At 32.7% G+C, this 15853-nt stretch carries 17 protein-coding genes and 1 riboswitch; of the genes, 5 read left to right on the forward strand and 12 right to left on the reverse strand.

The features are described 5' to 3' along the window. Positions 1 to 27 precede the first annotated feature (27 nt). Entirely contained in the window at positions 28 to 1143 is a 1116-nt protein-coding gene (locus I5818_RS14585; RefSeq protein WP_078111061.1) for a DUF4236 domain-containing protein, read from the reverse strand. 342 nt (positions 1144 to 1485) lie between these two features. Between I5818_RS14585 and I5818_RS14590 the strand changes: the two genes are divergently transcribed. Continuing rightward, positions 1486 to 2046: a GNAT family N-acetyltransferase gene (locus tag I5818_RS14590; RefSeq protein WP_078111060.1), complete on the forward strand. Its 561-nt coding sequence runs from the start codon at positions 1486 to 1488 to the stop codon at positions 2044 to 2046. Between the two features lie 1070 nt (positions 2047 to 3116). Here the strand turns inward: I5818_RS14590 and I5818_RS14595 are convergent. Further along, a complete protein-coding gene (locus tag I5818_RS14595) occupies positions 3117 to 3887 on the reverse strand; it encodes a nucleotidyltransferase domain-containing protein (RefSeq protein ID WP_078111059.1) in 771 nt (256 codons plus the stop codon). Positions 3888 to 4157: 270 nt separating this feature from the next. Continuing rightward, the gene (ssuE, locus tag I5818_RS14600; RefSeq protein ID WP_058003919.1) at positions 4158 to 4703 is read right to left on the reverse strand and encodes an NADPH-dependent FMN reductase; all 546 of its coding nucleotides are present in this window, start codon (positions 4701 to 4703) and stop codon (positions 4158 to 4160) included. A gap of 93 nt (positions 4704 to 4796) precedes the next feature. Further along, a riboswitch (SAM riboswitch) is annotated at positions 4797 to 4901 on the reverse strand. 161 nt (positions 4902 to 5062) lie between these two features. Between ssuE and I5818_RS14605 the strand changes: the two genes are divergently transcribed. Continuing rightward, positions 5063 to 6052: a DUF4003 family protein gene (locus I5818_RS14605; RefSeq protein WP_078111058.1), complete on the forward strand. Its 990-nt coding sequence runs from the start codon at positions 5063 to 5065 to the stop codon at positions 6050 to 6052. 136 nt (positions 6053 to 6188) lie between these two features. Here I5818_RS14605 and I5818_RS14610 read toward each other — a convergent pair whose 3' ends face one another. Beyond that, a complete protein-coding gene (locus tag I5818_RS14610) occupies positions 6189 to 6485 on the reverse strand; it encodes a hypothetical protein (protein WP_078111057.1) in 297 nt (98 codons plus the stop codon). Between the two features lie 473 nt (positions 6486 to 6958). Between I5818_RS14610 and I5818_RS14615 the strand changes: the two genes are divergently transcribed. Together I5818_RS14615 and I5818_RS14620 are read left to right on the forward strand one after the other, a co-directional pair. Further along, the gene (locus tag I5818_RS14615) at positions 6959 to 7351 is read left to right on the forward strand and encodes a VOC family protein (protein WP_078111056.1); all 393 of its coding nucleotides are present in this window, start codon (positions 6959 to 6961) and stop codon (positions 7349 to 7351) included. 24 nt (positions 7352 to 7375) lie between these two features. Continuing rightward, a complete protein-coding gene (locus I5818_RS14620; RefSeq protein ID WP_209391773.1) occupies positions 7376 to 8278 on the forward strand; it encodes a hypothetical protein in 903 nt (300 codons plus the stop codon). 42 nt (positions 8279 to 8320) lie between these two features. On the opposite strand, the gene I5818_RS14625 is transcribed toward I5818_RS14620, so the two are convergent. From I5818_RS14625 to I5818_RS14645, 5 genes are all read right to left on the reverse strand, one after another. After that, positions 8321 to 9595: an acyl-CoA thioesterase/bile acid-CoA:amino acid N-acyltransferase family protein gene (locus I5818_RS14625; protein ID WP_078110684.1), complete on the reverse strand. Its 1275-nt coding sequence runs from the start codon at positions 9593 to 9595 to the stop codon at positions 8321 to 8323. A 49-nt stretch (positions 9596 to 9644) separates the two neighbouring features. Then, the gene (locus tag I5818_RS14630) at positions 9645 to 10694 is read right to left on the reverse strand and encodes a Gfo/Idh/MocA family protein (RefSeq protein ID WP_244975349.1); all 1050 of its coding nucleotides are present in this window, start codon (positions 10692 to 10694) and stop codon (positions 9645 to 9647) included. Positions 10695 to 10733: 39 nt separating this feature from the next. Continuing rightward, the gene (locus tag I5818_RS14635) at positions 10734 to 11351 is read right to left on the reverse strand and encodes an NUDIX hydrolase (protein ID WP_058003981.1); all 618 of its coding nucleotides are present in this window, start codon (positions 11349 to 11351) and stop codon (positions 10734 to 10736) included. A gap of 233 nt (positions 11352 to 11584) precedes the next feature. After that, positions 11585 to 12121, reverse strand: coding sequence for a GNAT family N-acetyltransferase (locus I5818_RS14640; RefSeq protein WP_078111301.1), 537 nt, complete (start codon positions 12119 to 12121; stop codon positions 11585 to 11587). Between the two features lie 80 nt (positions 12122 to 12201). Beyond that, on the reverse strand, positions 12202 to 12885 hold the full coding sequence (locus I5818_RS14645; RefSeq protein WP_078111302.1) for an AlkZ-related protein: 684 nt from the start codon (positions 12883 to 12885) through the stop codon (positions 12202 to 12204). 107 nt (positions 12886 to 12992) lie between these two features. Between I5818_RS14645 and I5818_RS14650 the strand changes: the two genes are divergently transcribed. After that, complete coding sequence (locus tag I5818_RS14650; RefSeq protein ID WP_209391774.1) at positions 12993 to 13436, forward strand: hypothetical protein; 444 nt, start codon at positions 12993 to 12995, stop codon at positions 13434 to 13436. Between the two features lie 155 nt (positions 13437 to 13591). Here I5818_RS14650 and I5818_RS14655 read toward each other — a convergent pair whose 3' ends face one another. The 3 genes from I5818_RS14655 to I5818_RS14665 all read right to left on the reverse strand — a co-directional run bounded on the left by I5818_RS14655 (position 13592) and on the right by I5818_RS14665 (position 15685). Beyond that, positions 13592 to 13816: a hypothetical protein gene (locus I5818_RS14655; RefSeq protein ID WP_058003910.1), complete on the reverse strand. Its 225-nt coding sequence runs from the start codon at positions 13814 to 13816 to the stop codon at positions 13592 to 13594. Between the two features lie 213 nt (positions 13817 to 14029). Then, complete coding sequence (locus tag I5818_RS14660; RefSeq protein WP_058003909.1) at positions 14030 to 14539, reverse strand: DUF4309 domain-containing protein; 510 nt, start codon at positions 14537 to 14539, stop codon at positions 14030 to 14032. A gap of 363 nt (positions 14540 to 14902) precedes the next feature. Further along, the gene (locus I5818_RS14665) at positions 14903 to 15685 is read right to left on the reverse strand and encodes an MBL fold metallo-hydrolase (RefSeq protein WP_071975698.1); all 783 of its coding nucleotides are present in this window, start codon (positions 15683 to 15685) and stop codon (positions 14903 to 14905) included. Positions 15686 to 15853 lie beyond the last annotated feature (168 nt).

The raw sequence follows: 15853 nt of genomic DNA on the forward strand, positions 1-15853 counted from the left end.
TTAAACCTTTTTACTTTGAAACAATTTTTATGATGAGACATTTAAAGATGTCCATTCAACTTTTTGTACAGGACGAAATCCTGATGTCTGGTTAAAATTCAAATGGTGCTCAAAGGTTTTTATGGAATTTGAATAATCTAGGAGGTCAAGGTTTAAGCTCTGTACACTATGTTTATCAATCTTGACTGAAAGGATGATGAACTTCTCTATGCGTCCAGTTATAGTATTACGCTGTTCATCCAATGCATGGATACAGATAGTCTTTAGAGGAAGTAGTGAAAACATGTCTCTTGCAATTCTTTGTGTGCAGCTAAAGACATAGTCTTGAAGAATTTGAAAGTATTGTTCCTTAGGCATTTGTTCCTTAGATAAATCCCCATTTTTTGTTAATGATAGTACCTCATTTGGTACAACCGAATCACTATTAACATCAAAGTTAACTTCCATTTCATGTGAATTATGAATCATAAATTCGAATCCACTTCCGAGTCCACTAATATCTTCTAACGGTGCAAATTCATGAATAACGTCAAAGTAAGAATCTACATTCCCTTTCAATACATTCTGAGCGGTATTAATCATCCTTTTCCAGCTTTGATAGTCCCGTAAATCATTTTCCCTAGCTAGTTTAATTTGATTTTGAAGGTTTTCCCTCTTTTTTTCATCTTTATTGAAAAGCTTGGCAAAAAGATTTGGTTTATAGTGATATGCATTTTCCTGTGCAATTTTTTCCAGTGGACCAGTTTTACCCATTTCAAAAGGCTCAGGAATACTTTTCACCTCTACCCAATCAATCGGTCTAACAGCTCCTTTTGGAATAGATTGAATCATTTCTAATTTATGTTCAAAGTATTCAACTTCTAATCGATTTCTCTCTAATTCTTGAAGATTATCCTGTTCACGTAATTGACGTGTAATGTCCAACAGTCTATTATAAGCTGAATTATACATTCCCCTTCTATTAGAAATTAAGCCAGTGTAAGAGATTTCTGTTCCTGAAACACCTTCAGTTCGTCCTTGTACTCTTGAATGAACACGATATCGTAGCCCCTTTTCACCACCATTTGCTCCACTTACCTCATTAGTAATATTTAATCTAACACCTGGAGCAATTTTAAAACTTTTCCTATATCCTTGTCCCATGACATCACCCCTCTTCTAAGTATTTTTAGTTAATGATTAATCTACCATGTATTTCATTCATGTAGATTTAACAAATAGTTTTTTGGAAATAGTGAACAGCCATATAATATATAGTATAAAAATATTTCACTTAACATATTTATAAAAACTATTTGCAGAACAATTAAAAACTCCACTTATTATTTTATCATTATTCAGATAAAATTACATTTTTCGCGATTGCAACCTTTTTCTATCTTACTGAAGATGAATACCCTAGCTGTATATTCACCTGATTGGGCAGGATATTTTAGAAGAAGAATAGAATTCATACTTAGTATTTTATGCTAAAGGAGAATTTATATGATTTATCAAAAAGGCGAAATACTAGTCCGAAGACTAAGTGAAAATGATAAACATTTACTAATAAAATGGCTATCGGACCCAATGGTACTACAATTTTACGAGGGACGGGATCGACCACATGATTTAGAAATGGTAGATAAACATTTTTATGATCGGAAAAGTCAAGATGTAATTGGGTGCATTATAGAACATCGAGGAATTCCAATCGGATATATTCAGTATTATCCACTAGACGCTGAGACAAAAATTAAATACGGGTATGCAGTTGGTTCTGAAATTATTTATGGCACTGACCAATTTATAGGAGATGTAAATTATTGGAACAAAGGCCTAGGAAAGCTCATTGTAAGTTCAATGATTGATTATTTAACTACTCAGAAAAAGGCTATGCGAGTAGTTATGGATCCCCAAACCTGGAATAAACGTGCGATAGCCTGTTATGAAAAATGCAATTTAAAGAAAATAAAGCTATTACCAAAACATGAACTACATGAAGGGGAATACAGGGATGCATGGCTAATGGAATATACGCATCCTAAGGAGACGGATACTCTTTGAAACAAAAAATCAATGTTATAAATAATGATAGAGGAACTTTATAAATACTTCTTTGAATAGAGACAGTTATATGGAGAAGGTTTAGACTTGGAGGAAGTCTATAATTATGAAGGATTTTGATATAAATAAAACGAGAGTGATAGGGAATATTCTCAGTATTGGGGTTGGAACACATTATTCGAGAATATTAGGGATAATATGTCTCAAGGATGGCGGTGGATACACATTTTGCGAGAATATTGCAGATAATCTGTCTCAGGGACAGCGGTGGATACACATTTTGCGAGAATATTGCAGAGAATGTGTATCAAGGATGCGGTGGATACACATTTTGCGAGAATATTGCAGATAATCTGTCTCAAGGATGGCGGTGGGTACACATTTTGCGAGAATATTGCAGATAATGTGTCTCAGGGATGACGATGGATACACATTTGCGAGAATATTGCAGATAATGTGTCTCAGGGATGACGATGGATACACATTTTGCGAGAATATTGCAGATAATCTGTCTCAAGGATGGCGGTGGATACACATTTTGCATAAATATTGGGGATAATGTGTATCAAGGATGGCGGTGGATACACATTTTGCATAAATATTGGGGATAATGTGTATCAAGGATGGCGGTGGATACACATTTTGCATAAATATTGGGGATAATGTGTATCAAGGATGGCGGTGGATACACATTTTGCATAAATATTGGGGATAATGTGTCTCAGGGACAGGGATTGGAACACATTATGCGAAATATTGAAGAGAATGTGTGTCTAGTATGTATTTGGGAACAAATAAATAAGAGTTAATTCCCATGGTACAAAAAATGGTCTAATTATCTTTACTTTTATAGACAACATTTTCGAGGAAGCTTGTAATTTTTATGGAAGTATTACAGGTGGTCATCGACAACTGTTAACTTTATGGCTGATACAAATAAAGGAGTACTGCAATTGAGGAGATAGTTTACAGGAAAGAGCAATATTCTACCTCGCTACAAAAAGATGTACAAAACTTATAAAAACCGGCTTTCACAAAAAATAGGTAAAGAGGATGAATGGAGCATAGCATCATCCCCAAACCTCATCTAATGTCTCTCTAAATAAGTGATTTAATTTGTCCGTTGGGTCAACCACCTTACTATTTAAAGTGTGAGCAAAATCAGTTAAATGAGCCATTTCCTTTTTTAAATAATCGTAAAGCAGATCGTTTCTGAGTTCCTGGTCGCTTTCATCGCCATGTTGCTTTCTTTCAAGCAATTGATTAATAGTTGTTTTGATTTCATCCTCTTGAATCATTTGTTCAAGCAACACAGCAAATTCTATAGGTGGGAAAGTGTTGTATGTTTCAATCCATTTACATACTAAAACAGGGCGAAGTACATAAAAATATTTTTTAATTTTCACATAATCTTTTTCCATAAAATTGTGAAAGTTTCGTTTACCCATATTTAAATAATGATACATGGAAGCGGTCGGAACAAAAACTTGACTTGATAGATTTTTCATTTTCTCAATTGTTGAATAAGCTTGATAATAAACAATACTAGAATTCAACCACTCAAGAAGCGAAGGATTTGATTTTCGAAAAAGCCTTAGAGCTTTTGTTATTTCCCATCCATTCATATCAAGTAAATCATTAATAGGTAATTCAATCACATCCCGTTTTTGGTCAATAGATAAATACCAATCTTTTGAATGAATATAAATGAACCGAACATCATAATCACTATCCTTAGAAGGAAATCCCCATGCACGACTACCAGATTCACATGCATATAATATCTTCACTCGATAGGTTTCTTCAATTTTCATTATTTCTTCACTAATTCTTTTTCTCATATAATCCCCCCTTATATTTGTCATTACTTATTAATATAAATGATACTGATGAATACTTTTTTTCGTATAGTTTGTTGCTTTTGTAAAAGTCCAACTACGGCTTTTACTCTCAATTAAGGATTCTAGCGGTTCTTAAGGAGATTGCAACTTTTTTCTCAGTAAAATGAAACGTGTAGCGATCCTCGGTTAATATTTATTAGTTATAACTTTACTATATAGCAACAATATTTGAGAAAAGAGCCTTAACTTAAAAAACAGTAGCGTCTTCAATTATGCAATAAACGGATTTTTAATTTGAATGGATCGAACAAAATCATTTAACTGTACGTACAGTCGATTTATGATCTCCACATCAATAATTGGATTATCTTTACTCATTCGATCAATTTGGCTATCTAAAATATATATCCCATGCGTTGGCTTTCCTTTTAAACTATTGATTAGTGGTTTTAGTGCATATTCTATTGCTAATAGATGGGCACCTGTTCCTCCTACCATTAATGGAAATACAGGTGTTCCTTTTAATGCACCCTCTGGTAATAAATCAATGAGTGACTTTAAAGCTCCGGTATAGGAAGCTTTATAAACTGGAGAGCCAATTAGAACTCCATCTGCTTCCTCCATCACTTCTGTAAATTTTTTTATTTCTATACTGTTATAATACCCCTTTATTAGGTTTACCGGTGAAAAATCTAAAACAGATAAAAATGTTATAGAAAAACCTTCACTTTCAAGTATAGTTTGAATATGTCGAAGAACTACTTCAATTTTTGACTTTTCTTGAGGACTCCCACAAAGAATGACAATTTTATTCATAAGTTATCCCTTCCTTTAGAGGTTTAATGAAAAATTAGCAATAAAAAAGCCCTCCATTCAAAAGAAAAGAGGACTTTACTGTTCATGTGATCTCTCTTATCTCTCAAGACTATGCTTGCTGGAATTAGCACCTTTCTACTTGATGTAGAGGTTGCTGAAGCGTCATCGGACCAGTCCCTCGGCTTCTCTTGATAAGAATTATTTCATTGTGAATATCATATATTCAGAGGATAAATTTGTCAAGAATTATTCCAAGTATTTTTATAGGTTATAACAGTTTTGATCAATCACTCATTTGAAACTTTTTTCCACCTACCTACGTAAATAAAAGTACAAATTAACAAATTGGAGGAGCTTTCATGTTTCAGGACATAGCAAAACAAGCAGAAAAATTCGTATCTTCTTTCGATGCCTTAACAAATGCAATTAGTTGGGGTATTGATAAACGAATTCGAATGAGTATTGCTTCACAGTTTATGATATCTGGCAAGGAACTAGAACCTAAAGAATTTCTAAAAGTATCTGATTTTCTAAAAAAAGACATAAAGTGGTATTCAGGTATAAATCCAGAGATGAGATATACATTAGCATCTTTATTAATTAATCAATTTCCCGATCCGATTCAGGCATTCAGTGATTTAAAAGAATGTTATAACGCTCTAACTAAAAAAGGGTTTCACAAGGGACCATATACTTATTTAGCTGCATATACATTATTAACTCACCCAAAGGAAGGCATGGATAGAAGTGAACAAGCAGGTCTAGCGATGGAGCTATATAAGGCGATGAAAAGCAAGCATTTCTTTCTTACATCGAATGATGATTATCCTTTAGCCGTATTACTTTCCAATATAAACTATTCTATTGAACATCAAATGGAAAACATTGAATTTTTCTATCACTATTTAGGAGACCGAGTATTCCGTAAAGGAAATGATTTGCAATTTTTATCCCATATACTTACTTATGGAGAAAATAGTAACCGTGAAAGATTAGCAGAAAACTGCGTAAATCTATATGAGCAATTCCGCAAGCATAACTTAAAAATTAAAGGAATTCATTTTTCCACCATTGGTGTACTGGCTTTATTAGACGAGCCTGAAAAATACATTTATGAAATAATTTCGATTGATTCGATTCTAAATGAAAAAAAACTATTCCGTTGGTATAAAGAGATGAGCTTACTATTCTCTATTCAAATGCTCGTGAAGGATAAAATCCAAGACAAAGATCTTCTGTCCATTGGAACAGCTACTAATATTCAAGCAATTATACTAGCGCAACAAGCTGCTTCGATTGCGGCAATTTCTGCTGCTACTGCAGCCGCCTCATCTTCGACTAGCAATTGATTATTAACAAACATCCAAAATCGAGTATAGATAACCATACTCGATTTTGGATATGCGAAACTATTGACTGAAGTGAATATTGTTTTTAAGTAGAACTAAAAACAAGTAATGCAGTGTTATATGAACAAATTCAAATTTAAGGTTCCCTAAATCCAAATAACCCCATAAAAATAGGTGATAATGCTATACCTACAAAGAAAAGAAATATGATGGTTATGCCTATATATTTAAAAGGACCTCTTTCCTTCTTTTTCATACCTATTATTCCATATACAATGCTTAAAAACATTGATACTAAACTACCACAAATGATTATTGCTATTATTATTTTTTCACTAAAAGTCGGGTTATCAAATATTCGATAACTCATGATATATAACATGATTCCCAAGATGCTAAAAATGACTGACCAAGTACTTTTATTGTCAAACACCCAATCACTTCCCTATTTTGGAGATTTATCAAATATGCTATTCAATCGTTAATAGCTTATGAATGATGTAACTATATTTCATGAAAATATAAGCCTTTAGAGTATAAGAATTCTTCGGCTTTTTTAAACCTTTTACCGTGGTATTTAACAAACAGTTCATAGCGTCTCAACAACCATTTAAATGACCGATCCCTTATATGTGAATCATCTGATCCTTCGATTAAAGGTATCATTTTTGTAAAAGAATCAAAGCTTAGTAATGCCTCAAATAATTCTAAATCCTTTATTTCCTTTCCTGTAATTTTCTGATACGCATCGGCTCTTTAATATCATACAGTACCAAGAATAGCCACAATAAAAGCACTTCAATTTTAATAGAAAATAAACTAATATAAAATTATAAGTTTTTACAATTTTTGAAAAGTATAGATATTACTTAGTGTACCATATTGAAAAAGCTAGGAGATATTATCATGAACAAAGGGTTATTGATGTCGCATTGTGTATTTCCGACACCAGATATTTTAAGAACTGCAAAGTTTTACGAACAAAAGCTTGGCTTTCAAGCTGTTCATTATTTGGATACTGTGGAGCCTCACATATGTTTATATCGTGATGCCACCGAGATCATTTTAACTAAGTCAAATGGGCAAGCGGTAGTACCGAATCGAAAACTGTACGGTTATGGGTACGATGTTTATTTTATTACAGAAAACCAAACACAGCTTCACCAAGAATTTAATGATTTAAATGTAAAAATCATTCGACCACTAATAAATACTGATTACAATAATAAAGAATTTGTTATAGAAGATATTGATGGAAGATGGCTTGCCTTTGGAATTAAAACTCAAAAAAGTTTATGATATGCAAAGTTTTGGAGGTTAAAAATGGACTTAACCATAAAGCAAAATGAAGAAGTTAATGAAGTACAATTAAGAGAATTGATCTCTTTATGTCATGAAGAAAATTCTCTACTTAATTTGTTAAAAAGTACAAGGCTAATTCTTACCGTTTCTGCGCATGTAAATAATCAATTGGTCGGGATAATAATTGTTTGGACCAGTTCATTCCATCCTTTTTGTATGTATTTTAGAATTTTATCACATCCATTTTATCGTGGATGGAATATTGAGCACAAATTACTTTCCGAGCTTAAAACACTAAATATAAGTACATATCCTTTTCAAACCTCGATATGGGAAACAGCTATACATTTAAAGACATTATTTGAAACAAATGATTTTTACGAAATTAGAAGAACCTATATGCCAAATATCAATGTTCAGGAAATCAAGAAATTAGCCCCTTTTAATTTTAAGAAAGACAAGCTTAATATTACAACATTGCACGAATTAATAAAAAATCGCGAATTAATGGATAAATTATTACACTTAATAAGATTCATATATGAACAAACCCATATATGTAATCCAGTCGCCAAAATGGACCTCGATGAATGGGAAAACATACTTTTAAATGATGATGTTATTCTAGATGGAAGCTATATCTGTCTTAGCTGGGACTCTAAGGATATACTAGCCTATTCTTTTTTACATGAATCTTACAAAGATACTAGCTTGGAGCTAGGTTGGTGCGGTTGTAAAAATAAGCAGGATAAGAAATTACTTCAATCGCTTGTTATAGAACAGGTAGTCTTTGCAGCTGAACAAGGTTTTCAATTTATTGAGGGAGAGTTTGATACGACCGATGAATATGCGATGGAGCTATTAAATTCTTTTCCCTTTGAACCTTCTCCGACTTGGATTACTTATCAATCAGCAGCTCAATAACTTGAAAAGAGAGGAAAAACATTTGTCATATCCCCCCATTTATTAGTTCGTTTCTAAACATTCATGAAAAAATTCGATTGTTTTTTTCCATGAGTCTAGACTAGCAGAGGCAGTTGCTTTTTTATTTCCTTGACTATAGTAAACATATGGTATTCCTATTGAATGTCCAGCACCTTCATAGATAAGGTGTTTATAATTATAAGAAGTTTCGTAGCTTTTCAATCTATCTATCGCCTTCTTTGAGTATCTGTAAGTAAAATCTTCTTTTCCAGAGACTAATAGAATATTTCCATTTATTTTTTCAACTGGAATCACTGCTTTTTCAACAACCTCAGGATCGGAACAAAGGGCATTGTACCATTTTTCTAAAGGATCTCCCACAGCTTTCTTCCTCATTTCGATACATTCAAGTGCTACACTTATAGGATTCTTTGGTGAAGCATATGGGATTGGAATTCCTTTATAGGTCCATGCAGGAGGAAGTTCCTCATCCTTACTCCATGGCACTATACCACTGAATGAGATAGCAGAACCATTTAATGATACAACTGCCTTAATCTCCTGAAAGAAACTCGCAGTCAAAAGTGCTAATTCACTCCCTTTGGAAGTTCCATGGATACCGTTCCAATTAGGAATGGCTTCTGGTCGAGACTTTATCCAGTCTATAGCCGATTTCATGTATTCCAGTGGAATCCTCACTACCTGCTTAGGTAAATCCTCCATACCAAAATAGGCTAGAGCGAATACTGTAAAACCATGGGAGGATAATAGAGCTGGGAGATATTCATTGATCCCTCCCTCTGAACCTCCTAACACAATAATTGCCGGCAAAGGAGTTCGATCGTTCATGCAAAACAAAGTGCCTACAAGCCCATTTTCTCTTATTTCATGACGAGCAATATTGTCCGATTTCCAAAGCCTTGTTATCTTAATTTCGTGAACAATTGTCTGATTAATTTCTAGATATAATGTAAAAATTTGTGGCGCTAAGGGATCTACTTTATACTCATTGTTGAAACTTAACTCCTCTATTTTAGTCAATTCAAGTGACCAAAAGAGACCCATCCCATCAACGCCTGAGTAGCTACCGCTTATTGGTTCCTGACTATCGAGTTCTACTTTTCCACTTCGATCAACAATAAATATTGCATATGATTCTAGTTCAAGCTTTTTTAATCCAGTTGCAATCCTTTTTGCTTTAATTGTTACTTTCTCTCCAGGATTCACATCTTGAATCGTTATTTTTACAGGTGAGTCGATTAATGAAATTGATTCACTTACAACAATTCGCGGTTTATTTTTATTCATAAGTGACATAAAATCATTCACCTCATTAAAATATGTTACATTCAACTTGTTCGAGAAATTATTTAAATAGTATTCTATCTAATACAGTTTGATTTTCATGTCCATCTTTTATGGTTGGTAAATCCTCATCTAATGTATTCAATGTAATATATTCATATACCTTTTCTATAAAAGGATAAAATGCCGGATAATATGCCCTTGCTTCATTTGATAAATGTGTAGGTATTTTCTCATCCGTTTGAACAAGTACCTGTTTTAATTCTTCATTTACTTTTCCAAAAAATAGATTATTATCATTTGATAACCTAATGGTACCTAAGTGTCCATATATTTTTAACTCTGATCCAAACCCATGATTTACTCCCGATAGTAGTTGCAGGGAAAAACTCGTATGATTTTTCAACTTTCCATGTAGAAAAAAAGCATCATCTGCATCCCTCATTTCTCCTCCCCCTTCGGGAATATGGGTAAATAAATAACTATTCATCGTTTCAATGTCATCATTTGTTAGCCATTTCATACAATCAATCATATGACTGCCTAAAGCACCTAGCATACCTCCAAATTTATTTCTTTCACCCATCCAGCCTTTTTTCATTGACCGAAGATTCTGATATTTAGGACTAGAAATATGGTAGTCAAAGTGAAGAATCTTTCCAATATCACCATTCTGAATAATTTTTTTGACCTTCTGACGTACGGGGAGATATCTCCATTCAAAGTCAATGACAACTTTTATATTATAATAGTTAGATAATGTTAACAATTGTTTCGATTCCTTGCTATTTATCATAAATGGTTTTTCACATACAATATGGATACCTTTTTTTATTGCATATTTTACCATTTCAAAATGATGTATCGGAATAGAACTAACAAATAAAAGATCCAACTCCTCCTGATCCAGCATCTCCATCCAATTATGATAATGGGCTGGTCTCTGCTCTCCACTCATTAATTCATTTGGTATTTGATGCCGTTTCATTGTGCTAATCGAAGAAATCTTCATTTTTTGATGACAATGAATAATAGGAGCTTGCACCCTTAATCCGAAGCCACCCCCGATTATTGCAACCCTTAAGTCCTTCATGCCTTTCTCTTGGACCATCGTCATACACCCACTTTTTTTTATGTAAATAATTTGGATTTAATCAAAATAAATAGGTTCATTCGGATTATGCAAATGTCTAAATGCTACCTTTATTTGACTTTCCGTATTTCTATCTATTGATAACGGCGGTAGTTTATTCTCTGCAAAAAAATCTATATCACTAGTTTCTATTCCTGTTTTTGGATTACCACCAGTAATTTCACATTGGATAAAAAGCTTATACGTATGATGAAGTGATGGTGGATGTGGATGACATTTCTTATCAAACACACCGATCATTTTTATTGCTCGTACATCATATCCAGATTCTTCTTCTACTTCCTTTACTACAACTTCACTTGGGGTTAAACCAATATCTGCCCAACCTCCTGGTAGTGCCCATTTCCCATCAGTCTTTTCCCTAACCATTAGTATTTTATCCTCTTTAAAAATTACCGCGCGAATATCTACCTTAGGTGTAGCATATCCAGATTCATTTACAAATACATTCTTTAAAACTGACTCTTCTATATCCGTGTATTGTGAGACAATTTCAATACTCAACTTTTTAATCATTTCGAATCTCTCTAAGTCATACACGTCTTTTGAATAGGTAAGTCCAGCCTGGGAAATGGATTGGAGTTGCTTTGCCCATTTTAGCCATTTAGGTTCCAACATAATCACCACCATGTAAAGTTTCATATTGTACAAGTAAGCTAAATTCCGTCTCTATCAAATCAAAGAATGATAGATTTCACAATTATCCTATTCATTTTACGTATTCCTATATTAGTATTTATAAGGATAAGAACTCGCCATACATTGATACCCTATCCCCAAAATATCTTTTTCATTAACCTGTTTATTCATTTTATTGACTTTTCTTAAAATACCTATTATAGCTTTTTCTAGGGATTTTCCGTTATATACTCTACTTTCAATAACCCATATAGATCTACATCTTCATATTTATTTAACAAAAATCTATTTTGCTTTAATGTGCCTTCTTTTTGTAATCCTGATTTCTCTAGTACTTTTTTTGATGCCTTATTTTTTGATAATACAGACGCATAAATTTTATTTAAGTTTAATTCGTTAAATCCAAAGTTACTAACGCATTCAGTAGCAAAACCATTGCCCCAATAATCAGTTCCTATCCAGTATCCAAGCTCACCTTTATTGTTCTTCTTATCTATTCTTAAAGTGACCGTACCTATTATTTCATTCCATTGTTTATGAACTATCTTTAAAGGGTATTCACTACCCGCAGCTATTACATCTGTCTGCGTAAGTATCCATTCTTGTGCATGTTCTAACTTATATGGATATGGAAGACCCAGTATATTAGATAAAACTTCGTCATTTGCTAATTCTTTTATTTTATATGCATCTTCTTTTTTAAATGGCTGTATGTTTAATCTCTCTGTTTCAAAATTTAACTGCATATTACACCGACCTACAATAAATTCAACACTAACCACTATACACTCAAATAGATTCTATATACCAAATATCATATTATTTTCTATTCAAGTGAAAATATCTTTTCAATTCGTTTCATTGCCACTTCTGAGCATCCAATATTCAAAAAATGATGTTTAAGCTTTTCCTTAGCATCCTCACGTTCCCAATGATCTTGTTCAAGTCCATTTTTCTTCATCCAATAATCAATCGTTTCAAAGGAGGTGCTGCTCCATCCGTTCTTTTCACCATTTATATTTTGTTTTTCTTTAATACCGGAAATACCAATATCTATAGTTCCTTGTAATTCAACTAATGCTTGGTCAAATAATTTCTTTTTTTCCTTTTCTTTCATATCTGATTTTTGTCTTAATAATCTTGTATCGATACCTTCCTCTTCTTCAATTATATTGTAGAGATTGTAGGCTTCCTTAGAGAAATATCCGTCTTTATATCTTTCATTTACGGTGTATTTCGAGCCAAGGATTGCCCTTACTACAGGAAACCACTCACGAGAAATGAATACATTTTTCTTTTTTATAAACTTTCCATATGCTGCAACCCCGTCAGCAGAAAATTTAGTTCGCCAAATCCATGGGTCAAAATCAGTATCTGAATGCCAACTTTCCTTTTGTGTCATGCTACTAAGCGAAGGATAATCTGGTATTAAAGGAGCTAAAGGCAAAATTCCAATCTCCTCTATTATATGAACTGCCTCATCATAGGTCTTAATTTTATATTCTTTCATCTCCAACTACCTCCAGATCTCTAATTTTATAAAATTCCAAAAATAAAACTACTTAATATATATATTTTCAAGTAAAATGTGTAATAAATTTATCATAGGAGGTCATTATGAAAAAGTTTGTTCCTTTATTTATAATATTACTTTTTCTTTTTTCATCGATGGCACATGCTTTATCGTGGGCATACCCTTTTGTTGTCTGGAAAGGTAAAGTCTATGAAGTTAAACATGAGGATTCAGTAAATAAAAATGAGTTGGGAAGAAACATAGGAAAAGTGCAAACGCAGCCTAATGATATGACTGGTAAATATTATGGGAATGCTTCAAATTATTTTCCTATTGGTACTAAATATTATGAAATTAATGGTATTTCTCCCACCTCTGCAATTGCAGTTGAAATTAACAAACAAGAATGGGTAAAGGCTGTATATGTTAACAGAGCACCTTTTCACGTAATGAATGTATTTTCTATCCCTAAATTATGTATTGACCTAATTTTAATAATTATAATTGTCATAATTATTAAAAGGAGACAGTCAAAAGAGAATAATTAAAAAACTGTTTCCTAAAGTATGTTGTTTGTATAAAAGCTCAAATGGTCTTATAAAGTTCAATCCTACGAAGATGGTTACAGCACGGTCTTCAATACCTTGGTTATAAATTTTCAATATTATAGCAAAATTAATTGTTGTTCTCTCCACCCTTTTAACTATTTATTCTTCTGCTTTGAAACTTGCATACCTCCGATGATAAGCAAGATAATCCCAATTACTGCTAGAATAATCCGAACTAAAAATGGACTCAATGAAAACACAGTTTCACCTTGCCAGTGTAATCCGAACAACCTTTCATTCAGCCCCACAATCGCCAATAATGGCTTAAGAAACAAACTCAGCGCTAATAATACTATCCCTAAAATAATATTACTATTCATTGATTCAAAGCCTCTTTTCGAATTAAGATACATGAGGATAAGTTCACAATAAAACCATCTATCGAATGAAGATCCGCTGCCTCACCTACATAATATGTTTATGCTTTTAACAACATTTTTTTCTATAGGTTCAGGGACTAGATATCTACAATTTAATTCACTTAACTTTAATGTTAAGTCACAGAATACAATAAATACTTCCTTCAACTCCCTTTAAATACTTTTTGCTAAGTATACCAACCAATTGTTTTTATCATTTTTTTCAAATTGAATTTTGTAGCCATTATAGTAATATTGTAAAATAGTAGTTGCATGAACATCTTTCGGTTTACCCATTTTTTTCAGTATTTCATCCCTAGTGGTTGCTATTGATATTGAGAAAGAAAATTTGTATTGAACTTGTTCTTCTTCTATATTTTCTGTGATCATCATTCTTTGACCATTTTTAATATAAATATAGTCTTGAAGATCTTGATGATCGATTGCTTCATCTGGTTTACCCCACACTTTTTCAATATCAGCCATTGTGGACACTTTACTTAAATCTAGTGGAGTATCGAGGATCTTTCCTTGCTTTAATCCATCTACCATTTTATTATTTAATATAAAGCCGCTCTTCTTAGAAGAACTTGGCTCTTCTTTTTTTTCCATAGGTTTAGAGGAACAAGCTCCTAGTAATAAGTTAGTTAGACATAACAGTACAATAAATTTAGCTAATTTCATCTTACATCTTCCCCTTTTTAGCATCGCTTATCATGATTTACCAATTAAGAGATAACTTATTAAATAAAGCAAACATGTAACTCCAGCTATTTCAAAAATGCTAGGTGTCAAGACTAAATATAAACTAATTGGTAGTGACCATAAAAATGATATGCATAACAAAAATGGTTTAGACAATAGAAAAGCAAAAATGGCTAAACAAGCAGGAAGAAATAACATCAAAAAAGTCATGATCAATAGGCCAAATTCACTGTGATTAGTATAAGGATTAAAAAAATTCAATATAAGCCATAATAATATATTTAAAATCGCAGCAATTACTCCTATATATTTTAAAGCTTTGATTATTAAAATCACCTTCTACTAAAATTTTATGCTAAAGCCATTGAAGCAATGGGTGCCTGTTCCAAATTTAATGAGGTCATTTTCTCGAAGAATTTGAACCGCCTTCTTTACTTCAAATAAAATATTTGCCTCAAGTCCCAAAGTATTATGTGAACCAAAAACTCTAGTCACATTTGGAATTTCTGATATTTTATCTAATGAGTAAACTAAATCGACAGGATTGGTAGAAGGATAAAAAGCATATATTGGCGTTTGATCATAGAGTAGATCCCCTGTAAATAAATAACCATTGGTTTCATCAAAAATGGCTAGATGCCCTGGAGAATGTCCAGGTGTATGATAAATCACTAATTTTCGATTACCTAACTCAATAATATCACCATCATCCAATATGCCTGTCGGCTCTCCCTGGTACGGTTGATATGTATCAGGATCAAACGTTTTTGGTATCGGAATTGTAATATCTCTACACAAATTTCTTCTTATTTGATCAATGGTTAAGCCTTGGATTCCATTTATTAACCAATCCTTATCATCTTTATGAACAAAAATTCTCTCATATTCCCCATGGCTTCCAATATGATCTGCATGTACATGAGTAGTAACAACATCAATAGGTAAAACGGTCAGTTGATCAGTCACTCTTTTTATTCGATCAATTCCAAGTCCAGTATCAATTAATACTGCTTTTTTTTGACCCAATAAAAGAAATGAGTGTACTTTTTCCCAGTGCCCATATTCACTAATGGCAAATGTGTATTCATCTATTTGTTGAACAGTAAACCAAGCATCTTTAATCATCTTATCCTCCAAAATTTTCATATTACCCTTATATCATACTTCTTCAAAGGTTGAAAAATATCCTCTACATTATAGGAATAAAAAACCAACGATATTTCCTTGATAATTGTTTTAAAAAAAGATGCACCGGATTGAACTGCCCCGCAAATGTTAGTTTGGTGTCTAACA

Source organism: Heyndrickxia oleronia (assembly GCF_017809215.1).
Classification (GTDB): Bacteria; Bacillota; Bacilli; order Bacillales; family Bacillaceae_C; genus Heyndrickxia; species Heyndrickxia oleronia.

Bases quoted from the DNA above. Each gene is read 5' to 3' on its own strand.
- I5818_RS14585 (WP_078111061.1), bottom strand. From the start codon at position 1,143: ATGGGACAAGGATATAGGAAAAGTTTTAAAATTGCTCCAGGTGTTAGA.
- I5818_RS14590 (WP_078111060.1), top strand. From the start codon at position 1,486: ATGATTTATCAAAAAGGCGAAATACTAGTCCGAAGACTAAGTGAAAAT.
- I5818_RS14595 (WP_078111059.1), bottom strand. From the start codon at position 3,887: ATGAGAAAAAGAATTAGTGAAGAAATAATGAAAATTGAAGAAACCTAT.
- ssuE (WP_058003919.1), bottom strand. From the start codon at position 4,703: ATGAATAAAATTGTCATTCTTTGTGGGAGTCCTCAAGAAAAGTCAAAA.
- I5818_RS14605 (WP_078111058.1), top strand. From the start codon at position 5,063: ATGTTTCAGGACATAGCAAAACAAGCAGAAAAATTCGTATCTTCTTTC.
- I5818_RS14615 (WP_078111056.1), top strand. From the start codon at position 6,959: ATGAACAAAGGGTTATTGATGTCGCATTGTGTATTTCCGACACCAGAT.
- I5818_RS14620 (WP_209391773.1), top strand. From the start codon at position 7,376: ATGGACTTAACCATAAAGCAAAATGAAGAAGTTAATGAAGTACAATTA.
- I5818_RS14625 (WP_078110684.1), bottom strand. From the start codon at position 9,595: ATGTCACTTATGAATAAAAATAAACCGCGAATTGTTGTAAGTGAATCA.
- I5818_RS14630 (WP_244975349.1), bottom strand. From the start codon at position 10,694: ATGGTCCAAGAGAAAGGCATGAAGGACTTAAGGGTTGCAATAATCGGG.
- I5818_RS14640 (WP_078111301.1), bottom strand. From the start codon at position 12,121: ATGCAGTTAAATTTTGAAACAGAGAGATTAAACATACAGCCATTTAAA.
- I5818_RS14645 (WP_078111302.1), bottom strand. From the start codon at position 12,885: ATGAAAGAATATAAAATTAAGACCTATGATGAGGCAGTTCATATAATA.
- I5818_RS14650 (WP_209391774.1), top strand. From the start codon at position 12,993: ATGAAAAAGTTTGTTCCTTTATTTATAATATTACTTTTTCTTTTTTCA.
- I5818_RS14655 (WP_058003910.1), bottom strand. From the start codon at position 13,816: ATGAATAGTAATATTATTTTAGGGATAGTATTATTAGCGCTGAGTTTG.
- I5818_RS14660 (WP_058003909.1), bottom strand. From the start codon at position 14,539: ATGAAATTAGCTAAATTTATTGTACTGTTATGTCTAACTAACTTATTA.
- I5818_RS14665 (WP_071975698.1), bottom strand. From the start codon at position 15,685: ATGATTAAAGATGCTTGGTTTACTGTTCAACAAATAGATGAATACACA.